Source organism: Halobellus sp. Atlit-38R (genome assembly GCF_003665925.1).
Taxonomy (GTDB): Archaea; Halobacteriota; Halobacteria; order Halobacteriales; family Haloferacaceae; genus Haloquadratum; species Haloquadratum inordinatus.
The window spans coordinates 63,776-82,480 of record NZ_QXIJ01000007.1 but is presented as its reverse complement, the minus strand read 5'-3'; the positions used below and the strand labels follow the sequence as shown (position 1 = coordinate 82,480).

14 protein-coding genes are annotated in these 18,705 nt (G+C 60.0%); 3 read left to right on the top strand and 11 right to left on the bottom strand.

What is annotated here, in order from left to right:
• Positions 1-66: 66 nt before the first annotated feature.
• From D3D02_RS11210 to D3D02_RS20640, 3 genes are all read right to left on the bottom strand, one after another.
• A complete protein-coding gene (locus D3D02_RS11210; RefSeq protein ID WP_121570078.1) occupies positions 67-1,986 on the bottom strand; it encodes a beta-CASP ribonuclease aCPSF1 in 1,920 nt (639 codons plus the stop codon).
• A 247-nt stretch (positions 1,987-2,233) separates the two neighbouring features.
• A complete protein-coding gene (locus D3D02_RS11200; RefSeq protein ID WP_121570076.1) occupies positions 2,234-3,346 on the bottom strand; it encodes an NAD(P)-dependent alcohol dehydrogenase in 1,113 nt (370 codons plus the stop codon).
• Between the two features lie 230 nt (positions 3,347-3,576).
• Positions 3,577-3,723: a hypothetical protein gene (locus D3D02_RS20640; RefSeq protein ID WP_158599356.1), complete on the bottom strand. Its 147-nt coding sequence runs from the start codon at positions 3,721-3,723 to the stop codon at positions 3,577-3,579.
• Positions 3,724-3,902: 179 nt separating this feature from the next.
• Between D3D02_RS20640 and D3D02_RS11195 the strand changes: the two genes are divergently transcribed.
• Both D3D02_RS11195 and D3D02_RS11190 read left to right on the top strand, forming a co-directional pair.
• Positions 3,903-4,700: a hypothetical protein gene (locus D3D02_RS11195; protein ID WP_121570075.1), complete on the top strand. Its 798-nt coding sequence runs from the start codon at positions 3,903-3,905 to the stop codon at positions 4,698-4,700.
• 50 nt (positions 4,701-4,750) lie between these two features.
• Positions 4,751-5,065, top strand: a complete 315-nt coding sequence (locus D3D02_RS11190) for an MTH1187 family thiamine-binding protein (RefSeq protein ID WP_121570074.1) — start codon at positions 4,751-4,753, stop codon at positions 5,063-5,065.
• A 134-nt stretch (positions 5,066-5,199) separates the two neighbouring features.
• Here D3D02_RS11190 and D3D02_RS11185 read toward each other — a convergent pair whose 3' ends face one another.
• The 3 genes from D3D02_RS11185 to D3D02_RS11175 form a co-directional block, all read right to left on the bottom strand.
• Positions 5,200-6,360: a methionine adenosyltransferase gene (locus D3D02_RS11185; RefSeq protein WP_121570073.1), complete on the bottom strand. Its 1,161-nt coding sequence runs from the start codon at positions 6,358-6,360 to the stop codon at positions 5,200-5,202.
• Positions 6,361-6,504: 144 nt separating this feature from the next.
• Positions 6,505-7,581 (bottom strand): hypothetical protein, encoded by a 1,077-nt coding sequence (locus D3D02_RS11180; protein WP_121570072.1) that lies wholly within the window; start codon positions 7,579-7,581, stop codon positions 6,505-6,507.
• A 109-nt stretch (positions 7,582-7,690) separates the two neighbouring features.
• Complete coding sequence (locus D3D02_RS11175) at positions 7,691-9,133, bottom strand: hypothetical protein (protein WP_121570071.1); 1,443 nt, start codon at positions 9,131-9,133, stop codon at positions 7,691-7,693.
• A gap of 200 nt (positions 9,134-9,333) precedes the next feature.
• Here D3D02_RS11175 and D3D02_RS11170 point away from each other — a divergent pair, with 200 nt between their 5' ends.
• Positions 9,334-10,584: an FG-GAP-like repeat-containing protein gene (locus tag D3D02_RS11170; protein ID WP_121570070.1), complete on the top strand. Its 1,251-nt coding sequence runs from the start codon at positions 9,334-9,336 to the stop codon at positions 10,582-10,584.
• A gap of 673 nt (positions 10,585-11,257) precedes the next feature.
• On the opposite strand, the gene D3D02_RS11165 is transcribed toward D3D02_RS11170, so the two are convergent.
• From D3D02_RS11165 to D3D02_RS11145, 5 genes are all read right to left on the bottom strand, one after another.
• Entirely contained in the window at positions 11,258-12,058 is an 801-nt protein-coding gene (locus tag D3D02_RS11165) for an enoyl-CoA hydratase/isomerase family protein (RefSeq protein ID WP_121570069.1), read from the bottom strand.
• Positions 12,048-14,246, bottom strand: coding sequence for an acetate--CoA ligase family protein (locus D3D02_RS11160; protein WP_233560636.1), 2,199 nt, complete (start codon positions 14,244-14,246; stop codon positions 12,048-12,050). The genes D3D02_RS11165 and D3D02_RS11160 overlap by 11 nt, the downstream gene beginning before the upstream one ends.
• Positions 14,243-14,998, bottom strand: a complete 756-nt coding sequence (locus tag D3D02_RS11155) for an enoyl-CoA hydratase/isomerase family protein (protein WP_199723066.1) — start codon at positions 14,996-14,998, stop codon at positions 14,243-14,245. Before D3D02_RS11155 ends, D3D02_RS11160 begins: the two co-directional genes overlap by 4 nt.
• A gap of 202 nt (positions 14,999-15,200) precedes the next feature.
• Positions 15,201-17,192 carry a CocE/NonD family hydrolase gene (locus tag D3D02_RS11150; protein WP_158599355.1) on the bottom strand — a complete coding sequence of 664 codons (1,992 nt, stop codon included), beginning with the start codon at positions 17,190-17,192 and terminating at the stop codon, positions 15,201-15,203.
• Positions 17,193-17,651: 459 nt separating this feature from the next.
• Positions 17,652-18,410 carry an IclR family transcriptional regulator gene (locus D3D02_RS11145; protein WP_147435605.1) on the bottom strand — a complete coding sequence of 253 codons (759 nt, stop codon included), beginning with the start codon at positions 18,408-18,410 and terminating at the stop codon, positions 17,652-17,654.
• Positions 18,411-18,705 lie beyond the last annotated feature (295 nt).

Below are 18,705 nucleotides of genomic sequence, written 5' to 3'. Positions count from 1 at the left end.
GCCCACGGGAAGCGCCGAACCGCCACGGCACCACCAGGCGTGTGACCGCTTCCAAACGGTGGTACCTCAGTCGAACCGGAACGTTTCGAGGTTTCTGGGCGCGTACGTACGCACGTCGAACTTCTGATAGAGTCCAGACGAGAGCTGATCCGTCGACGCCTCATCGCCGTGGACGCAGATGATCTCCTCGGGACGCGGGTTCATCGTTCCGACGAAGTTCTCGAGGCCGTTGCGGTCGGCGTGGCCCGAGAAGCCGCTCACCGACTCGACGCCGAGGCGAAGCGTCAACTGCTCGCTCCGGCCGCCGCGGTCGCTGAACGGGATCTCGCGTCGCCCACTCTGGATGCGCCGGCCGAGCGTGCCCTGCGCCTGGTAGCCGACGAAGATGAGCTGATTTTCGGGCTCGCTGCCGAGGAGTTCGAGCCAGGACATAATCGGGCCGCCGGTGACCATCCCCGACGTAGAGAGGACGATGCAGGGTTCGCCGCCGGCGACTTCCTCGCGCATCTCCTGGCCGCCGTCGACCTGCTGGAACTGCTCGGCGAGGAAGGGATTTTCGTCCTCGTGGAGAATCCGATCGCGAAGGCCGTCACGGAGGAACTCGGGGTACGCCGTGTGGATGGCCGTCGCCTCGCGGATCATCCCGTCGAGGTAGATCGGCATCGTTGGGAGGTCCCCTTCGCGCATCGCCTCTTCGAGGACGAGCATCAACTCCTGGGAGCGTCCGACGGCGAACGCCGGGATGACGACCTTCCCGCCGCGGTCGTGGGTCTCTCTGATGATCTCGAGGAGGTTCCGCTCGGAGTCTTCCTGATCGGTCTGGTAGTCGTCGCGGCGGCCGTACGTCGACTCCATCACGAGTGTCTCCACGCGCGGGAAGTCGTTCGAGGCGCCGTTGAACAGGCGCGTGTCGGTGTAGTGAACGTCGCCGGAGAAGACGACGTTGTGGAATCCGTCTCCGATGTGGAAGTGCGAGACTGCCGAGCCGAGAATGTGGCCCGCGTTGTGGAACGTGAGTTTGATGTCGGGCGCGATGTCGGTGACGTCGCCGTAATCGAGGGTGATGGTGTGTTTGAGTTCCTCGCGGACCATCTCGGAGTCGTACGGCGGCGTCCGCCCCTCTTTGGCGGCGACGTCGAGGTAGTCCAGTTGGAGCAGGCCCATCAGGTCCCGCGTCGGTTCGGTGGTGTAGACCGGCCCGTCGTAGCCGTACTTGAAGAGTAGCGGCAGCAGGGCGCTGTGGTCGAGGTGGGCGTGCGTCAGCACGACCGCGTCGAGGTCGGCGATGGGATTCGCCTCGGGGACCTGCAGATACGGGACCTCCCCTTCCGCGCCGGGTTTGTCCCCGCAGTCGATGAGGACGCGCGTTTCGGGCGTGCTGAGAACGAAACTCGCGCGGCCGACTTCTCGACAACATCCGAGCGTAGTCACACGAACCCAGTCGGTGTCTTTCGTCTGCTCGCGGTGGATGCTCGTGCCGACGCGTTCGAGGAAGTCGCGACGGTCGTCGCGCTCTTGCATCAGGAAGTTACGGACGTTGTCGACCGTCGAGGACTCCATCGGCGGCGTGCGGAGGACGTCCGGCGTCCAGCCGACTTCCTGCGTGATCTCACGAAGGGTGCTCGCGCGGCGTCCGATGACCAGACCCGGCTTTTCGGCTTCGATCAGGACCTCACCGGTCGCGGGATAGAACTGAAGGTTCGTGATGCCCGCTTCCTCGGGGATCAGTTCGAGAATCTTCGGTTTCGCCTCCGCGGGATCTAGCTGGGTGCCCGCGGCGGGGCGGACCGTAATCCGCTTTCGGAGCGTGCTGGCGAGGCGGCGAATCAGGCCGTCCCGCTCGGCGAACTTTCGTGGCGTCTCCGTGTAGATGACCAGTTCCGGGCCTTCGTAGGCGACGCGCGAGACGACGAGGTCGTCTGGAATCTCGTTTTCGAGTTGCGTTCGAACTGCTTCGAGCGGATCCGTAGTGTCGTTAGTGCTCATACATATCTGGAAAGCCGTGGGCAAGAGCCACCAAAATCCGTGGCCCGTACCACCGGAAGTCTGTTGATGGGGCGCGCCGGAAACGTCGACACGACCGAACGGACGAAATCGTTCAGTTACGTCTATCCGACAGAGTATATAAACGTTTTTCGCTGTCAGAGCGGAGGGTGGGCGCTCACTGCAGAGAGCCGTTCTGTGCGACTCGCGACGACGCTGAAAAAAGTTGGAAATGCGGAAGCGGGGTCGTTTACGGCTCGCTGACGCGCAGGATCGGTTTGATCGTATCACCCTGCTCTGAGTCCTCGACCGCCTGTTCGATGTCCTCGAAGTCGTAGTACGTCACGAGTTCGTCGAAGGGGAACTTACCCTGTCGGTACAGTTCGATCAGATCCGGAATGAACTCCTTGGGGTTGCTGTCGCCCTCGACGACGCCCGTGATCGACCGGCCGTTCAGGATGAGGTCGTTGACGTCGTAGCTCGCTCGGGTGCCGAGTGCGGGCGCGCCGACGACGCCGAGCGTCCCGCGCTGGGTGAGTACGTCGACGGCCTGTTCGGCGACGTCCGGGACGCCCGTCGACTCGACCGCGTAGTCGGCACCGCCGCCAGTCGCCGCTTGGACGGCTTCGACCACGTCGTCGACGTCCTCGGGATTGACCGTCGCCGTCGCGCCGAGTTCTTCGGCTTTCTCCAGTCGGTTCGGTTTGAGATCGATCGAGACGATGTCCGTACAGCCTTTGAGATCCGCGGCGAGCACCGCCGAGAGGCCGACGGAACCAGCCCCGAAGATAGCGATCGACGAGCCAGCCTGCGGGTTCAGTGAATTGATGACTGCACCCGCGCCCGTCTGGATCCCGCATCCGAGCGGGCCGAGCAGTTCGAGCGGGACGTCGTCGTCGACGGCCACGACGTTCCGTTCGGTCGCAATCGCGTGTGTCGCGAACGACGACTGACCGAAGAACCGGCCGCTTACCTCCTCGCCATCGCGAGAGAGGGGCGACGTACCGTCCTCGGGGCGCTGTCCCGAGAAGTTGTGCGCGAAGAAGTCCGCGCAGTACGCCGGGTGCCCGGAGTGACAGCTCGGACACTCGTCGTCGTAATCGAAGCTCATTACCACGCGGTCGCCCGGCTCCACGTCGGTGACGTTCTCGCCGACGGCTTCGACGACGCCGGATCCCTCGTGACCCAGCACGGCCGGCAGCGGTGTCGGATACAGCTGATCACGGACAATCATATCCGTGTGACAGACGCCGACGCCGACGACGCGGACGAGCACCTCGTTGTCCTGCGGGTCTTCTAGTTCGACCTCCTCGATGGTGAACGGTCCTTCCTCCTCGTTTACGACGGCAGCCTGTATCTGCATCGTGAATACCACTACGTAGCGATTTATGGTAAACGTTAGCGTAGGGGGAAATCGTTCGGGCGGGCTGATCGAAGCAGTGGCTGATACTGTCGGACAGAAGTTCGTGAAGTCGGTTGGCACCCACGGGGTGGCGATACGCTTCACATAGTTCTGTCCGACAGTATGAGTACTCACAGTCACAGTTCCGTAGTGGCCGGGACGGCGCCGGGAACGCTCGGGATCAATAGCGGTCAGGTCGCCAGTTGCTGCTTGAGCACGAATCCGAGGACACCGATGACGAGCAATACGGCCACCAGCGAGAGGAAGAGTTCACTGGGTGTTCCGGTCATCGGTCCAACACCGATCACCTCCCGTCCGGTGTGCAAGATGCTGTTCATACGCGGAATCTGACGCTGGTGTAAAAATCCCTTTCGCCGGTTCTCACTGCGAGGCGAAGCGGCGAGAGAGGTATCATAGCGTTCGCCCGCTCGTCTGCTGGTCACGGCACGCAGTCGTCCGGATCGGCAGCAACGTTTCTATACAAAACTTTTACCGCTCTTGTTCGAACGCCGTGTCGATGCGCCCTCCACTCGTCGCCGTCCTCGTCGGATTCCTCATCCTCACGAGCGGATGTCTCGGGCTGACAGCACCCGATCAGCCACCCAGCGACCAACGTGCCCTGGACGCGCTGAACCGGAGTCAGAACGCCACCGCCGACGTCAGGTCGTATCGGACGACAGTCGATGGAACGCTGTCGACGTCCGAAAGCGACGAATCTGTCACGCTCGCGGTGACCGGAAACGTCGCCGTCGACGTCGCCGGACGGCGAATGAACGCGACGACTGGAATCGAAGACGTCGAGGGCACGGTCCGAACGCGACAAACAGCGCCCAAACGGGCCTATATCTCCGGATATACGGCGTACACCGAATGCGCTCGGATGGGGTGGGAGCGCCAGAACCTTTCGGAGTCGCGGTCCTGGCTGACGTATACGCCCGTCGGTCAGCAACTGGCGGTATTGAACGAAACGAACGTCTACTGGCGCGGAACGGAGGTCATCGACGGAACCGAGACTGTCGTCGTCGTCGGGTATCCCTCGAAACAGGCCCTGCGGGCAGTGCCCGACGTTCGGGGAGCGAGTGCAACCGAGATCCAGGACACAAATATCGAGAACGCGACGGTGACCCTCTGGCTCGACAGCGAGACCCATCGACCGGTGCAGGCACAACGCGAGATCGAAGTCGCAGATAGTGGGGCGACAGCGACGGCGACAGTGACGTTCGACTTCGCTGGATACGACGAACCGACGTCGGTACGCCGGCCCGAGTTCGACGAGGACGAAATCTGGCAGCTGGGATGTCCAGGTACAACGTGAGTTTCGACCCGTGCAGCGTTTATAAACCGATAGCGCGTCTATCGTATCGTATGACCGCGATCGGCGAGCTGAACATCGTTCCCGTTCGTGCCGGCAGTATGTCGGGTGAGATCGCGAAAGCGATCGAGGCACTCGAACAGTTCGACGTCGACTACGAGACCAACCCGATGGGAACGGTCATCGAGGCAGAATCGGCCGCGGAACTGTTCGCGGCCGCACAGGCAGCACACGACGCCGTCGACGAGGACCGGGTGATCACGACGCTGAAGATCGACGACAAACGGACCGTCGAACAGCGCGCCAGCGAGAAGGTGGCCGGTGTCGAACAGCGCCTCGGCCGCGAAGCCAAACGCCGGAGCGAGTAGTCGGTCGCCACGTCCGCCTACGCCGTCTGCACGCGAGACGCCGGGAACGGCCGGGGCAGGCGCGAGGAGCAGGTGTGTGAGAAGCAACCGCGCGCGGACCAGACACGCGTAAGTCGGCGGTCAGCACCCCCCGATCAGAATAGCTGCACGTCCCCAGCCACGAGATCATCAGTCAGAGAGTCGATGGCGTCGAGTTCCTCTCGTACCAGCCCTCGAACCGCGTCGTCGGCACGCGCCGTCGTGTCGACGTCGACGGCTACCGGTTCAGTTACCGGGCGCCGGATTTGGGAGAGGAGTTTCACGGCAGCGTATTCAGTCCCGAGCGTCTGGTGAATACGCTCTGCAGCGTTGGTGGCGACGAGGTTGTACAGTTTTCCCACGTGACTGACGGGGTTCTTTCCGGCCGACGCCTCGAGGCTCATCGGTCGATGCGGCGTGATGAGTCCGTTGACGCGGTTGCCCCGACCGACGTTCCCGTCGTCGCCCATCTCCGCGGAGAGACCGGTTTCGGTGAGATAGACGCTCTCGGATTCGACGTCGTCTGCGGCGTTCACTTCGACGCTGACAGTGCGCTCTGTGCGCTGTCTCGCGTACTGGACGGCGAGGTCCGCGATGCGTTCTGTCACCGCGACGTACTCGTCGACGTCCGCGACGAATCGAGAGATGATCGCAGCCGCGACGGTGAGGTGTAGCTCGTCGTCCGTCCGCCAGCCCATCAGTTTGACGTCCGGGCCGACAGCGGAAATCCGCTCGCGGAGTTCTGACTCCAAGCCGTCGACAATCCGGTCAGTTTCCGAAAGCGGCGCATAGCCGCTCCCGACGCTGGTGTCGTTTGCCAGCGGGACCCCCTCTGTGTCGAACATCGATTGCAGATCGGCGGACGCCTCGCCGATTCGGGATTCGAACTCGATCATCTCGCGTTCTAGCTGGGAGAAGTGCGCGTCGACGTAGTCTCGCGCTGCGTCGATTGCGATGTCGTCGACCGGGAGAGGCCGTCCGTCGACGGATCGGGTCGCTCGCCCACCGAGCAGGACGTAGATCGGGTCTATGACCTCGCCGCCTCCGAAGTCTGGCGCAGTCCGTCCGGCAGCCAGTTGGACCTTGTCGGTGTTGTGGTGTAGAACTCGTCCGTGTTCGTCGAGATACCGTTGGGAGAGGGCTCTCGAAACGGCTTCGGCGATACCATCGCAGATCGAGTCCGGATGGCCGATCCCCTTCCGTTCGACGAACTCCGTCGACCGGACCGTGATCGGGTCGTGATCGAGGTGGTTAATAGTAAACGAGGGAGCCGGCATATCGGTATCATTGACAATCGTGAATAAAGAGTGGTTCGTCGGTTACGGTGTCGACACGGGGGCACCGACGTTTTCGACCCGAGAGGTTCGCGGCGACGTCCTTGGTCGGATTCACATTTCCGCAGAATCGACGCTCGATTCCCGCTATCGAACAGTGAGTGTCACGTCCGGCATTCCGCCGTCGAGTCCCCCGAAGGCGGTCTCGTAGCCTTCGTGCCGTGCAATTTGCGGCTGGACGACGACCCGCAAGGAGAGTTCGTCGCCGGACTCGACACCGTCGACGACGGCACCGTAGTGGTAGTCCAAGTCGGGATCGAGCGTCGGCGTGAACGACCCCTCGTAGACCGGCTCACCGCCTCGTGAGAGGACGCCCTCCAGGCCCATCGCGGGAAGGATACTCCGGTTGTGCCGGGTTCGCGCGGAGACCGCGACGTACTGCCCGTCGCCGTCGACACCAGCCGGCGGCATATCGAGGACGGACACGACGAACCTCGCGCCGTTGCTCGTCCCGGTGCCGACGACCCTCCCCGGGAGGTCGTTCTTGGGGGGTGCGAGCGAAGCGGGCAGCATCTCCATTTCCATTGGGTCCACCGCTCCTGGCGTCGCGGTCTCGTCGCCCAGTCGTCGAATCCTGATGTCGTCTCGCTCCTGTCGGCTGTACTCGAAGGGCAGTTCCACCGAGGCCGCCTCCGAGAACCGCCCTTGGAATGCACCCGTCCGTCGGGTGGACACCGCGCCGACACTCAGTTCGACGGTGTACGTTCCATCGCGGTCCAGCCCGAAGTTCGCCCCGTAGTGAAATCCCATCGGCTGCGAGAGCATCGGATAGATGACTTCCTGGGAGACCAGCGAGTCGTCCTGATAGATCTCCGCAGTGAGCCCCGTGTCAGGGAGGACCGTCATACTCTCGGGATCCCAGACGCTCGCCATCAGGTGAACGTCGTCTTCGTCAGCGATCTGCGTGAGTGAGACGGCGTCGCCGTTGACGTTCCAAAACCGGTGTGGATAGCTGTACAGCAGCCCGAACGCGTAGTCGCCGTCGGTGGCCGTGCCGGCCATCTTCATTCCCTCGACGTGACTCGGGACGTATATCGCGTCCGGGCGGTCCTCCGGAATCGGCGGAATCCCGGCCGTTCGGGTCTCGAACAACCCCGTACAGCCCGCGAGGGCGACCGTCCCTCCGAGGGCCGCACCACGCCGGAGCAACGTCCGTCGGTTCATAGCCGACCGTTCGACGCCCCGAAAAATGCCTATTGTGGTCTAGGCCTCGAATCGGGTGCGGGAAATCGGCGACAATTGCGTGAATCGACCCGGGGACAGGGAGACGATCTCATCCTCCGATCACCGGCTGTGAGATGATCCACAGCGAGAGGATCGTGTATCCCACCATCAGGACGACGAGCGGGAAATGTCCCCGTCGGGCGGCCGAGACCGACGGATAGCGCTCGACTGCGACGTGGTGTGCGGCGGCGACCGCAACGACGTGGCCGACGACGATCAGCAGGAGTTGTGAGCCCCAGAACGCCGGCAGCGAGAGCCACCCCAGCGGATCGAGTGGGGCGCTCCCGATACCGAGTGGGTCGACGCTGATCTCGAACAGCCGGGCCGTGCTCCGTACGACGTAGGGGTAGTTGTGAGCGACGTCGTACGCCGCTGCGATCGGGAGGACCGTCGGCGCGAACGCCCGGGCGGCCCCCCGCCAGGCTAGCCTCCCCGAACCGTCCGCCGCGGCCCCGGCGGCCGCATCCGTCGAGAACCCGAGCGCGTCGCCGAGTCGCACGGTGACGACGAACGTCCCGACGAACAGTGCAAGACCGAAACTGTAGAGGAGAACGCTCGTCGGCGGGCCGGTTTGGAGTGTCTCTCGAACACCGAACAGCACGGTTTGATACAGTCGTGTGTTGGTGAAGCCGTCGAAACTCACAGTGTAGACGGCGGCGACGACGAACACGACGATGGCAGGCCCCGAGACGGCGCTGGTACACCCGTGCCAGGGGGCACGGAACGAGAGTTCGACAGCGCCGTTCCGAGACCGGTCGAGAGAGACGCCAGCGACCCGACCAAACAGTCGGTACAGTACGCCGAGCGGGTCGGCCCGCTCGAACCAGATCGGGCCGAAAAGTACCGCACCGGAGAGCATAGCGATCGCGTAGACGGAAATTACGACGGTCGTGAGGAGCGGTGACCGCGGAATAACCGTTAGGTTCTCGACGACGCCGATGAGTACCAGAAAGCCGGCCAGCGCGGGCCACGCGCCGAGCCAAGATGGATACGCGCCCCAGACAGCTAGCTGTCGGCCTTCGAGGCGGCAGAGGCCACGATAGACGGTCCGCCACGGGGAGAGCGTCTGCCACGGGGAGCCGGCCAGGATCGCGAGCAGGCCGACGCCGCGAAACCAGACCGGCCAGGTGAACACAGTGGCGAAGTTCTCGGCGGCGACCTGGCGCCCGGCGTAGCCGAACGCGAGCGAGGTGACGACCCCGAGGAAGAACAGGACGCGGCCAGTAGATCGAAGCCAGCGGATCGTATGAGCATCGATCGTCGCGAGCGTGCGCCCCGCTGTCGTCGTGGGCGAGTGGCTCGTGAACGCGAGCCACAGTGCAGTGAGTGCGACCGTGCCGCCAGCACCCGCGAGGAGCAGCGGGAGCGGGAGCGGCGCATCGAAACGTGACCCGGTCACGTCGTGGGCGCTCGCTCCGTCGGGTGCGAGCGCGAGCACCCCGAGGCTGAGGAGTGCGACGCTCGCCACGCGGACGGACCGACGACCCTCCATCGCCGAGAGCTACGAAGGGCGCGAGCAAAAACGCCTGGGGTGAAACTATAGTAGCGTTTGCAAGTCTTCAGGCACCGAATCGCACGCGGTCGTGCGATTGGTTGTGTAATCAGTTGCAAACGCTACTATAGGGATCGCCGCTCGAATCGGTCGGCCCGTGAGGTCGATTTATTTAGACTCGTCCCGAAATTCCGAGTCGAATGCGCCGTCGAACGCTGCTGGCTCTCGCGCTCCTCCTCGTCGCTCTCGCGAGCCTCGTCGCCGGAGCAGTCGTACAGAACGGCCAGTCCGGCGGCGAGTTGGCGGTCTCGTGGGTGAGTGACACGGCGCGCGAGGTGAGCGGGAATCACCACGCGCCAGCAGTAGGAGAAGTCGACGGCGAGACCCTGGTGTATCTGCCGATCAGCGGGACGACCGACACGGACGACTGTGAGCTCGCAGCGCTGGACGCGACGACCGGCGAGCCCCGCTGGCACTACCAGATACCGGCGGCAGATTGTGCGATTCACTCCGTTGCCGATCCGACCGTCGCCGACTACGACGCCGACGGTGTCGAGGAGGTCCTCGCGGCTACCACGGAAAACGAACTCGTAGCGTTCGACCCCCGCACGGGCGACGTCGAGTTCGAGTACGAGCTCACGTCGTACGGGTATACCAAACCGGTCGTCGCCGACCTCGTGGGTGACGACCGGCCCGAGGTCGTCGTCGTCGACGTTCGCGGGACGGTCTCGGTCGTCCGCGGGGACGGGACGACGGTCTGGACCCGACAGCTCGGCTCCTACACGTGGGGTCAGCCTGCCGTCGAGGACTTCGACGGCGATGGCCGGCCGGAAGTCGCCGTCGGGGCTGGGGGCTCGGGCGAACTCCACCTCTTCGAGCACGACGGAACGCCGGTCTGGGACGACCCAGTCTCGTTCGATAGCTCGATCACGTGGATGGCGACAGGCCAGGCTGACGGCGACGACGACGCGGAGGTCGTCGTCGCAACCGCTCAGGGCGGTCGCGTTGCGATGGTCGACGGAGACGCCAGCATCGTCTGGGAGCGAGATCTGGGCTCGTTCGCGGCAGTCAACGCGGTCGTAGACGGCGACAGCGATGGAGCTGAGGAGGTCTACGCAGTCGCCCGAGACGGGATGCTATACAGCCTCGCCGCGGGTGACGGGACGACAGAGTGGCAGACGACGCTTACGACTGGAGACATTCAGATGATGCCGCCGCCGTCAGCTGGGGACGTCGATGGCGACGGGGCGATCGAACTCGTCGCGCCGACGAACGACGGGATCGTCTCGCTCGTCGATCCGCGCTCCGGTGAAGTCGTGTCCACGTACGAGCGCGAGGACGCCATCTACACCCGTCCGGCGCTCGCCGACGTCGACGGTGATCGCGACGCCGAGGTGTTCGTTATGTACGGTCGGGGGCGCGTCGTCGCCTTCGACGTCACGCGTAGCTGACGTGTAAATCGAAATCACACTGTGTGCTCCTGACTTCCGAGCAATGAAGGACTGTGTGACCAAGGAACTTTTCAAGGAGTTTCGGAACTTCGGGCCTAAAAGGCAACGTCTCCACGGGCGTTGAAATCAGCGTTTCCGTACCCCCGAGCCGAAAGACGGCATCGCGTCAGTCTCATTTTGCGACCTATTCTCATACTGTCGGACAGAGCTATGTGAAAATCATCGGCACCCCGTGGGTACCAATATGATTCACGAACTGCTGTCCAACAGTATCAAGTGTTGATGCTGGAAAGCGCTGGCCGCCGCGAGATGCTCTGCCGGATCGGCAATGTATTTGTGAGTAGAAAAGTAAACTATTTTATATATTATCTTAATATGATTTTTTAAATTTATTTTATAAATTATTTATTTAGTATTATAATATAGAGAAAGTAGATACTACGGGGCTTATAATATAGTGATAATGTCATAGCCAGATTATACCGTATTAACAGGTTTGGAGTGCGACTTTGGTTTAAACTACAATTTATACTATATATCAGGTACCAGTTAAATACTAACTTATTTCTGATTTTTTATATACAGGATCTCATAACAACAATATAGAAACTGACGATCGGTGAGTCTGCAATTGGCATCATTAACTGACTGTGGAAGCATCACTTACGGAGCATTATTTCCCCTCAAATTGAGGCTCCCGATCCTCGTTAAATGCAGCCACGGCTTCCTGATGATCCGCAGTCTGTGAGCAGATGCGTTGAGCCCGTGTCGCATCAGTCAATGCTCTTTCGAGGCTAACGCTGAAGCTTTCGTTCACTAGTTGTTTAGATTTCGCGAGTGCGACAGGCGGCCGGTTCGCAAGCTTTTGTGCGAACTGTCGAGCGCTATCGACAAGCTCGTCGGCGGACACCTGCTCACGAGCGAGATCCCACTCGACGATTTCGGCACCATAGAGCTTTCGTCCGGTGAATATGAGTTCTTTAGCCCTAGCCTCACCGATGAGTCGTGGCAACAAGAACGCGCCACCGTCTCCAGGCACGAACCCGACGTCGATAAACGTTTCACCGAGTACGCCCTCGTCACTGACGATTCGGAAATCACAAGCGAGCGCCGTATCGCACCCCGCTCCGAGTGCGTATCCGTTGACCGCTGCGATGACAGGTGTCTCAATCGCTCGAAGCGTTCGAATGACCTCTTGGAACAGACCGAGACCAGTCTCGTACTCGGCGAAGTCCATTCCTGGCTCCAGCGGCATATCTGTCAGGTCGACGCCAGCGCAGAACGCCTCACCTGCACCGGTCAAGATGATGGCACGCACCCCCTCATCGGTGTCAAGCCGCTTGAGGGTCTCCACGACACCTCGCAAAAGCGGCTCGTTGTAGGCATTCATCGCGTCGGGACGGTCGTATCGAAGACAGACGACGTAGTCAGTTAGCTGTTCAACGTCGAGGGGCGCATCGGTGTCAATCATCATCTGTTAGAAAGTTGTCTTCTTCCTGTTCGTACTTACTCGCTGCGCTACGCTCCACTGTGAGTGCAGCATCGACGATCTCGACACCGTCCGGACCAGCGAAAACCGGATTCAAATCGAGGCTTACGACGTCGGGGTGGTCAATGACGAAATTCGAGACGTCACAGAGAAACTCTACTATTGCATCTCGGTCGGCCGGGGGCTTGCCCCGAGCCCCATCGAGCAGGGCCTGTGCGTCGATGTCGTTGAGCATCTGTCTTGCGTCGTATTCTGTCACCGGCAATGCACGGAACGTTACGTCCTCCAAGATCTCGACGAAGATACCACCGAGGCCGACCATCAGTACTGGGCCGAACTGCTTATCGCGAACGATTCCAACGATGAGTTCGACACCGGCATCACGCATTGGCGACACGAGTACCCCCTCGACTGTCGCATCCGGGGAGTACGCGGTCGCAGCGTCAACAATTTCTCGGAAGGTCGATTGGACGGGTCCGTCCCCTGCAACGTCGAGGGCGACCCCGCCGGCGTCAGACTTGTGGACAATATCAGGGGAGATAATCTTCATTGCAACGGGTCCATCGAACTGGTTTGCAGCAGTCACGGCCGCGCTGGGTGTCCTTGCCACCTCGAACGGCGTAACCGGGAGCGAATGAGAAAACAGGGCTTGCTTGGCCGTGACCTCGGAGAGTTGAGTAGTGTCGATAGCAGTCGACGCAAGGTTGCGTGTGGGACCGCGTAGCTTGTCTGGAAGCGCCAAATCGCTTTTGATGTCGTGTGCCGCCCGATGGTTGCCGTAGGTCGCCAGAGCGTCGAGACTCGCCGCCGCGGCGTCGATTGACTCAACGACCGGAATGCCGCCCTCTCTGAGTATTTCGTGTGGTTTAGTGTCGAACCCTTCGTATGCGCTCTGCACGAGCACCGGCGTATTTGACGCTTCAACGAGATTCACAAGGTCCTCAGCCACTCGGGATTCGACAGCCGTGTATCGCTCCGCGAACCGAACCCCGTAGCCGCCAAACAGACCAGACAGAAGGACTGCGTCCACGTTCGGGTCCGAGATTATCGCCTCTGCACACTGATAAAAGACGCGTTGGTCGTCGTCAGTCCCTCCAGCGACATCCACAGGATTAACGACGCTGGCCGCATCCGGTAAGACTTCCTGTAGTTCGTCCTGCGTCTCCGCAGACAGCTGTGGGACGGCGAGCCCGCGCTCGGTGAGGGCGTCGGCCGCAAGTGTCGCGTGCCCCCCACCGTCAGCGAGGATCCCGATGTTCGACCCGGAGGGAGCGGGCAACGAGGCAAGCGAGTTCGAGACGGCAAGTAGTTCGTCCGAGCGTCTGACACTTACGACTCCGGCTTGCTCGAACACGGCATCGGCAACAGCGCTGTCACCTGCAAGAGAGCCCGTATGCGACGATGCTGAACGCTTGCCGGCATCGGATCGTCCGCTCTTGAGCGTGATAATTGGCATCTCTGGGGTAACTTCGCGAGCAGCCTGGAGAAACGCGCGGCCGTCACTCATACCCTCGATGTAGCAAACGACGGCATCGGTTTCGGGATCCGAATCAAGGTAGGGGAGGTACTCGTGGAACTTGAGATCCGCCTCGTTTCCGACGCCGACGTAGTGGCTATACCCAACCTTGTTGCGCGTGGCTGCTTCCGTGAACAGCGAGATAGCCATATTCCCGCTCTGACAGAGCAGCGCGAGCCCTCCTTCGGGGACGATGTCGGTGCCAACGAGATTGAGATCTTGATGGACGTTGATCATCCCAGACGTGTTCGGACCGATGAGACGGATCCCCTGTTCGTTGGCTAAAGAGACGATTTCGCGTTCGAGTTCTTCACCAGCCTCACCGGATTCACCGAATCCGACAGCGACAACGACTGCACCGGCGAGATCCGTTTCTGCACAGTCTTCGAGCACCTCGGGAACGATACGCGCGGGTGTGACAATGAGGGCGAGGTCGACGCTACCAGGGATCTCGGAGACTGTCTTGTACACCTCCAGGCCGCGTATCTCATCAGCAGTCGGATTCACCGGGTATATCTCACCTTCGTAGCCACCCTCTTGAAGCATCTCGATGGCTTGGTAACCACGCTTTGTCTCGTCGGTAGAGGCCCCGACGATGGCGACTGCTCGCGGATTCATTATCCGGTCGATATCGGTTCGTGAATTCGACATCGTCATTCACCGACAAACGTCGGATCACGGTCTTCAGCGAACGCTTCGACACCTTCCTCCCAGTCGGCAGTCGCCATACACTGAAGCAGCGCCTCCGCTTCCGCATCGATCAACTCGTCTCGGGTTGCATCTCCAGCGCGGTTGAAATTCGATTTCGCTAACTGCATAGGAATCGGCGCGTGACTAGCAAGACTGGATGCCAGTTCAGCGACGGTTTCATCCAGATCGGGGTCCGGAACTGCAGTCGTGGCAACGCCCTCAGAGGCGGCCTCGGCGCCATCGAGAGTCGCTGCTGACAACACCAGTTCCTTGGCCCGGGCTTGGCCCACACGTCGAGCAAGCGTGTATGTGATGCCACCACCGACGTAGGTTCCGATACTTACCTCGGGGAAGCGAAACTCTGCATCAGACGCGGTGATGACGAAGTCGGCACTGAGCGCAAGTTCTGCCCCTGCACCGATCGCGTAGCCGTGTACCTTCGCCACAACTGGTGCGGGGTGGGTCTGAACTTCCTCACACGCATTTTGTGCATTCCAGACGTATTCCTGCCGCTCTTCAGTCGATCGCTGCACCTCACCGTGGTTTTTCATATCCGCACCGACACAGAAGGCTCGACCAGCTCCCTCAAGTATCACGACACGAGCGTCGTCAGCGGCTGCCTGCTCAAGTCTGGATTCGAGGCTCTCATAGAGGGCAGGAGTCACAGCGTTAAGACGTTCGGGACGGTCTAGTCGAATTCGAGCGATGTGATCATCCAATTCGTACCTCGTCGGGCTCTCAGTAGTACTCATTGTTAGGCTATTGAGTACAACCTCAGAGCAGAGTTATTTAAGTGTTTTCCAGGTACGCTTGTGTAACGCTATCGGCCGGTTCGTTCCCAGTCGGAGAATCCCCTGTGCGGCTTGTTCGGTGAACCTCCCGGGAGGACTCGTCTTGACTACCCGTAAATCGGCACCGGAATCAGCGCTTGATCGGGCGCGACCACTCCTGCTCGAAGAGTGTGGTACCGTCCGAAGTGACTTTCGTAGTCGCTTTCGCGTGCGCGCGACCGAACCGATTCGTAGCCACGACGGTCACTTCTTCAGTTGGGTATTCCAGCGTCCACCGGAGTTCGCTCGTCGCGACGAGCGAACTCGGGTCATCAGCGGACACACTCATTTCGAGTTCGGTTTCACGGGTCATCGACGTGTGAGGCAACTCCAATCGGAGATTGGAGTCCGCCCTAACTGTGGCCGTGTCAGCAATTGCTTCTCGTGACCGTTCCCAGTTCGAGTCGCTCGCGACGACACGCTCGGCAGTCGTTGAGAGCGATTCGTCGGGGGACGGGAGAGAAATGCGGTCCGAGAAGGAATCGGTTTCAAGGAAGCCCCCGGGAATTTCGACGACTGACGGCTCTTCGGGAGTCGATAACAGGGTTGTAGTCCCGCTGGTTCCTGTCGGCATAAATTCTGGGAAGAATGCATTAGCGACAGCAATTCTGATCCGATGGCCAGCCTCGAAGCAGTGTGACTTCGGCTTCAGTGGGATCTCGACTTCGACTTCCTCGCCGGAGACCGGCTCATCTAGCTCCGATAGTGAGTTGCATCGGATGCGCTTGGTGCCGTGGGTTACCATCGTTGCGGAACCGTCGGGGGCGACATCGACGATGCGGATAGAGACCGTAGGATCGTCGATAGTGGTACGGAGTCGAACTGTCGCTTCCCCAGTTCCGGTGAAGTCAAATGGCTTGTCGAGTGGGTCCGACTCGAAAGTCAGCGAACGGGCGTCGTCCTCGTTCGTGTCGCCAGCAGGCACCTGCGCGCCCGAAGGGTAGATCGAGTCGATGCCGACAGTGTAATCAGGTTCGTACTCCCGCTCTACTCGTCCCGTGTCGAAATCTTCGGCTGATTGGAGACCGGTCGGGGTGAGGGCGAATGTGGCATCAGCGGCGTCCTTCGAACTGTCTGGCCACTCGCTTTTCCCTCGCCAGACACCTTCGTCCACGTTTCCGCCGCCCTCTCGCTCTGTCCACACCTGAACTGCCGGCTTGTCGACGATGCTGCGACTTTCGTCTTTGAGAAAGTGATCAAACCAAGCGAGTGCTTGTTTTCGGAACCCGATCGAACTCTCGCGTCCACGGTGCGGCATCGTGTGCCGCCACGGGCCGAGTAACATTTTCTTCGGGCCATTGGCTGCCTCGAAAAACTCTACAGTGTCGCGGGTGTAAGAGTCGCGCGTCCCACCGACCGCCAACATCGGTGTCTCGATGTTTTCCACTGGGATATCGGTACCCTCCCAGAATTCGTCTTTGACGTCGTGATCCAAGAAATCGAACAAGAACGGATCTCGGTCCTGTGTCACCTCCAGTTGAGTCTGCCACGTATCGACCCACTCGCCACGCTGGTCGCGTCGACTGGGAGGCTTAGCGTCAAGAACCTGCATCAGCGTCAGCCAATCCGTGCCGATGTAGTATAGCTCGAAAAGCCCACCGTACGAGTAGGCGTTGCGGTACCCCATAAATGGGGTATGAATTGGCACAATTGCTTCTAGGGCGTCTGGCTGGCGTGCAGCTGCTGCCAGCGCAGTGATACCACCGTATGATTTCCCATACATTCCGATGCGACCGTTCGTCCACTCACGGTCAGCTAACCACTCGATGATCGCTTCCGCTTCCCGGCCCTCGTTTGCACCGAACATTTTGTCCAACCGCCCAGTGGAGGCACCGGTACCGATCATATCCGCAACGATGACTTCGTAGCCCTGGCTTGCAAGATACCGGTTCAACGGATCGTACGCCCCATAGGTAATCATATCATCTTTCGGGTAGGGAACGTACATTAGGAGAGCGGGTAGTGGACCCTCGGATTCAACGGGCTCGTACCGAGTAGCCGATACAGTGTCCTCTTCGACGGGAATCTCGAGGTCGGGGTGTCGACGGATCCCGGACTGGTCAGCTACCGCTGTGTTATCCATACGACCCATCAATATTCCGTTGATTTAATTATTGCGGTCAGGGTACCCCCTATCGGTCGAATCGTGCGGGCAGCGAGCACAAGTTGCGTCACGTAACGAAGACGCATCGCCGCTTGCTGCTGCAGTTTTCCACTGTCTCACTGAGACCACGAACCGCCACCATCCAAGAGAAGATTCCGTAATCGATGAAATTATTCAGGCTAGCTGAACCTTATTTCAGGTCGGGTTATTAACTTCCACACTAATATGTACCGTGTGTACAGTTGTCATATATACAGATCATTGACTCTGCCGTACTACTCAAAGAATGTGCCAGTTCGAGGTGGCTTCACGGGATATGAAAATCACATATGTACACCTGTGAGTCATTTATAAAGATGAGTTTGCTTGGGCAAGATAGTCAGCACAGCACCAGCTAATTTCAATCTGTCTAAATACTAATTCAGCTAGGTAGATTAGTTACGTCCGCAGTTCCACCTCGATTGCCTTTGCTGCCTCCAGAACGCGTGGTGCGAGCGTCTGATGGATATCCTCCAAAGAGTGTCTGCTTACAAGACCCGAGACGCTGACTGCAGCGTAGGACCCGTCTGGGTTCTCGATGGGCGCCCCAACGGCGAAGATTCCGTCTGTGTTCTCTTCGTCATTAATCGCATAACCGCGGTCGCGTGCGTGTTCAATATCTTCTAGAAGTTCATCGCGGGAGGTGATCGTGTTCGACGCCTGTTCTACCAGCCCTTCGGACTCGATAACGTCGTCTATTTCTTCTTCGGACATCATCATAAGAATCGCTTTGCCGACAGCAGTCGTGTGCAGATACTCCCGTCGTCGGATGTGCGAGTAGTTTCGGAGATTCTGTTGTCGATTCTCGCTCATCAAATAGATCGCGCGGTTGTACTCCTCGATGACCAGATTGGCCGTCTGGCCCGTCTCGTCCGCTAGCCAAACGAGGTTGGGTTTGCCGACTCGGTAGATAGGCAATCGGTGCTTAGCGAAATCACCGATGTGAATGAATCGATTAGCCAGTTCATATTTGCTGCCACTTTTCTTGACGTACTCACGCTGTTTGAACGTCTGTAGATAGTTATGTACGGTGCTCGGGGGTATATCTGTGGCTTCGGCTAGTTCAGTTACCCCCGCTTGCTCTAGGATCTTCAGCTGCTCGACGATGCTCAGTGCGCGGTCCACCGACCTGACTGTTGTCTCGTTTTCGTGTGACATACTCACTAACAACCAATAGTCCACTTGTACAAAAAAGTCATTCAGGCCAGTTGAAAAATTATCTAGAAACCACTGTCTACACGAGGCTCTCAAAAACAGAGTCGAACTGGAGTTGTGCAGACGAGGGCTGAATCAAATTTTAACAGTCTCAGTCGTGCTGAGAGAAGCATTCCTAAGCTGGCGAACGAGTGGTCGACATCGCGCAAACGTACTTCCAGGATTCGTTCGACATTGACTTCTGGCCCACTCCAGACGCACAGACGTCCAGTTTGTCGAACCGTTCCGAACCGTCCTC

Bases quoted from the DNA above. Each gene is read 5' to 3' on its own strand.
- D3D02_RS11185 (WP_121570073.1), bottom strand. From the start codon at position 6,360: ATGCCGGCTCCCTCGTTTACTATTAACCACCTCGATCACGACCCGATC.
- D3D02_RS11190 (WP_121570074.1), top strand. From the start codon at position 4,751: ATGACCGCGATCGGCGAGCTGAACATCGTTCCCGTTCGTGCCGGCAGT.
- D3D02_RS11160 (WP_233560636.1), bottom strand. From the start codon at position 14,246: ATGACGATGTCGAATTCACGAACCGATATCGACCGGATAATGAATCCG.
- D3D02_RS20640 (WP_158599356.1), bottom strand. From the start codon at position 3,723: ATGAACAGCATCTTGCACACCGGACGGGAGGTGATCGGTGTTGGACCG.
- D3D02_RS11145 (WP_147435605.1), bottom strand. From the start codon at position 18,410: ATGTCACACGAAAACGAGACAACAGTCAGGTCGGTGGACCGCGCACTG.
- D3D02_RS11210 (WP_121570078.1), bottom strand. From the start codon at position 1,986: ATGAGCACTAACGACACTACGGATCCGCTCGAAGCAGTTCGAACGCAA.
- D3D02_RS11165 (WP_121570069.1), bottom strand. From the start codon at position 12,058: ATGATGATTGACACCGATGCGCCCCTCGACGTTGAACAGCTAACTGAC.
- D3D02_RS11195 (WP_121570075.1), top strand. From the start codon at position 3,903: ATGCGCCCTCCACTCGTCGCCGTCCTCGTCGGATTCCTCATCCTCACG.
- D3D02_RS11175 (WP_121570071.1), bottom strand. From the start codon at position 9,133: ATGGAGGGTCGTCGGTCCGTCCGCGTGGCGAGCGTCGCACTCCTCAGC.
- D3D02_RS11150 (WP_158599355.1), bottom strand. From the start codon at position 17,192: ATGGATAACACAGCGGTAGCTGACCAGTCCGGGATCCGTCGACACCCC.
- D3D02_RS11180 (WP_121570072.1), bottom strand. From the start codon at position 7,581: ATGAACCGACGGACGTTGCTCCGGCGTGGTGCGGCCCTCGGAGGGACG.
- D3D02_RS11170 (WP_121570070.1), top strand. From the start codon at position 9,334: ATGCGCCGTCGAACGCTGCTGGCTCTCGCGCTCCTCCTCGTCGCTCTC.
- D3D02_RS11200 (WP_121570076.1), bottom strand. From the start codon at position 3,346: ATGCAGATACAGGCTGCCGTCGTAAACGAGGAGGAAGGACCGTTCACC.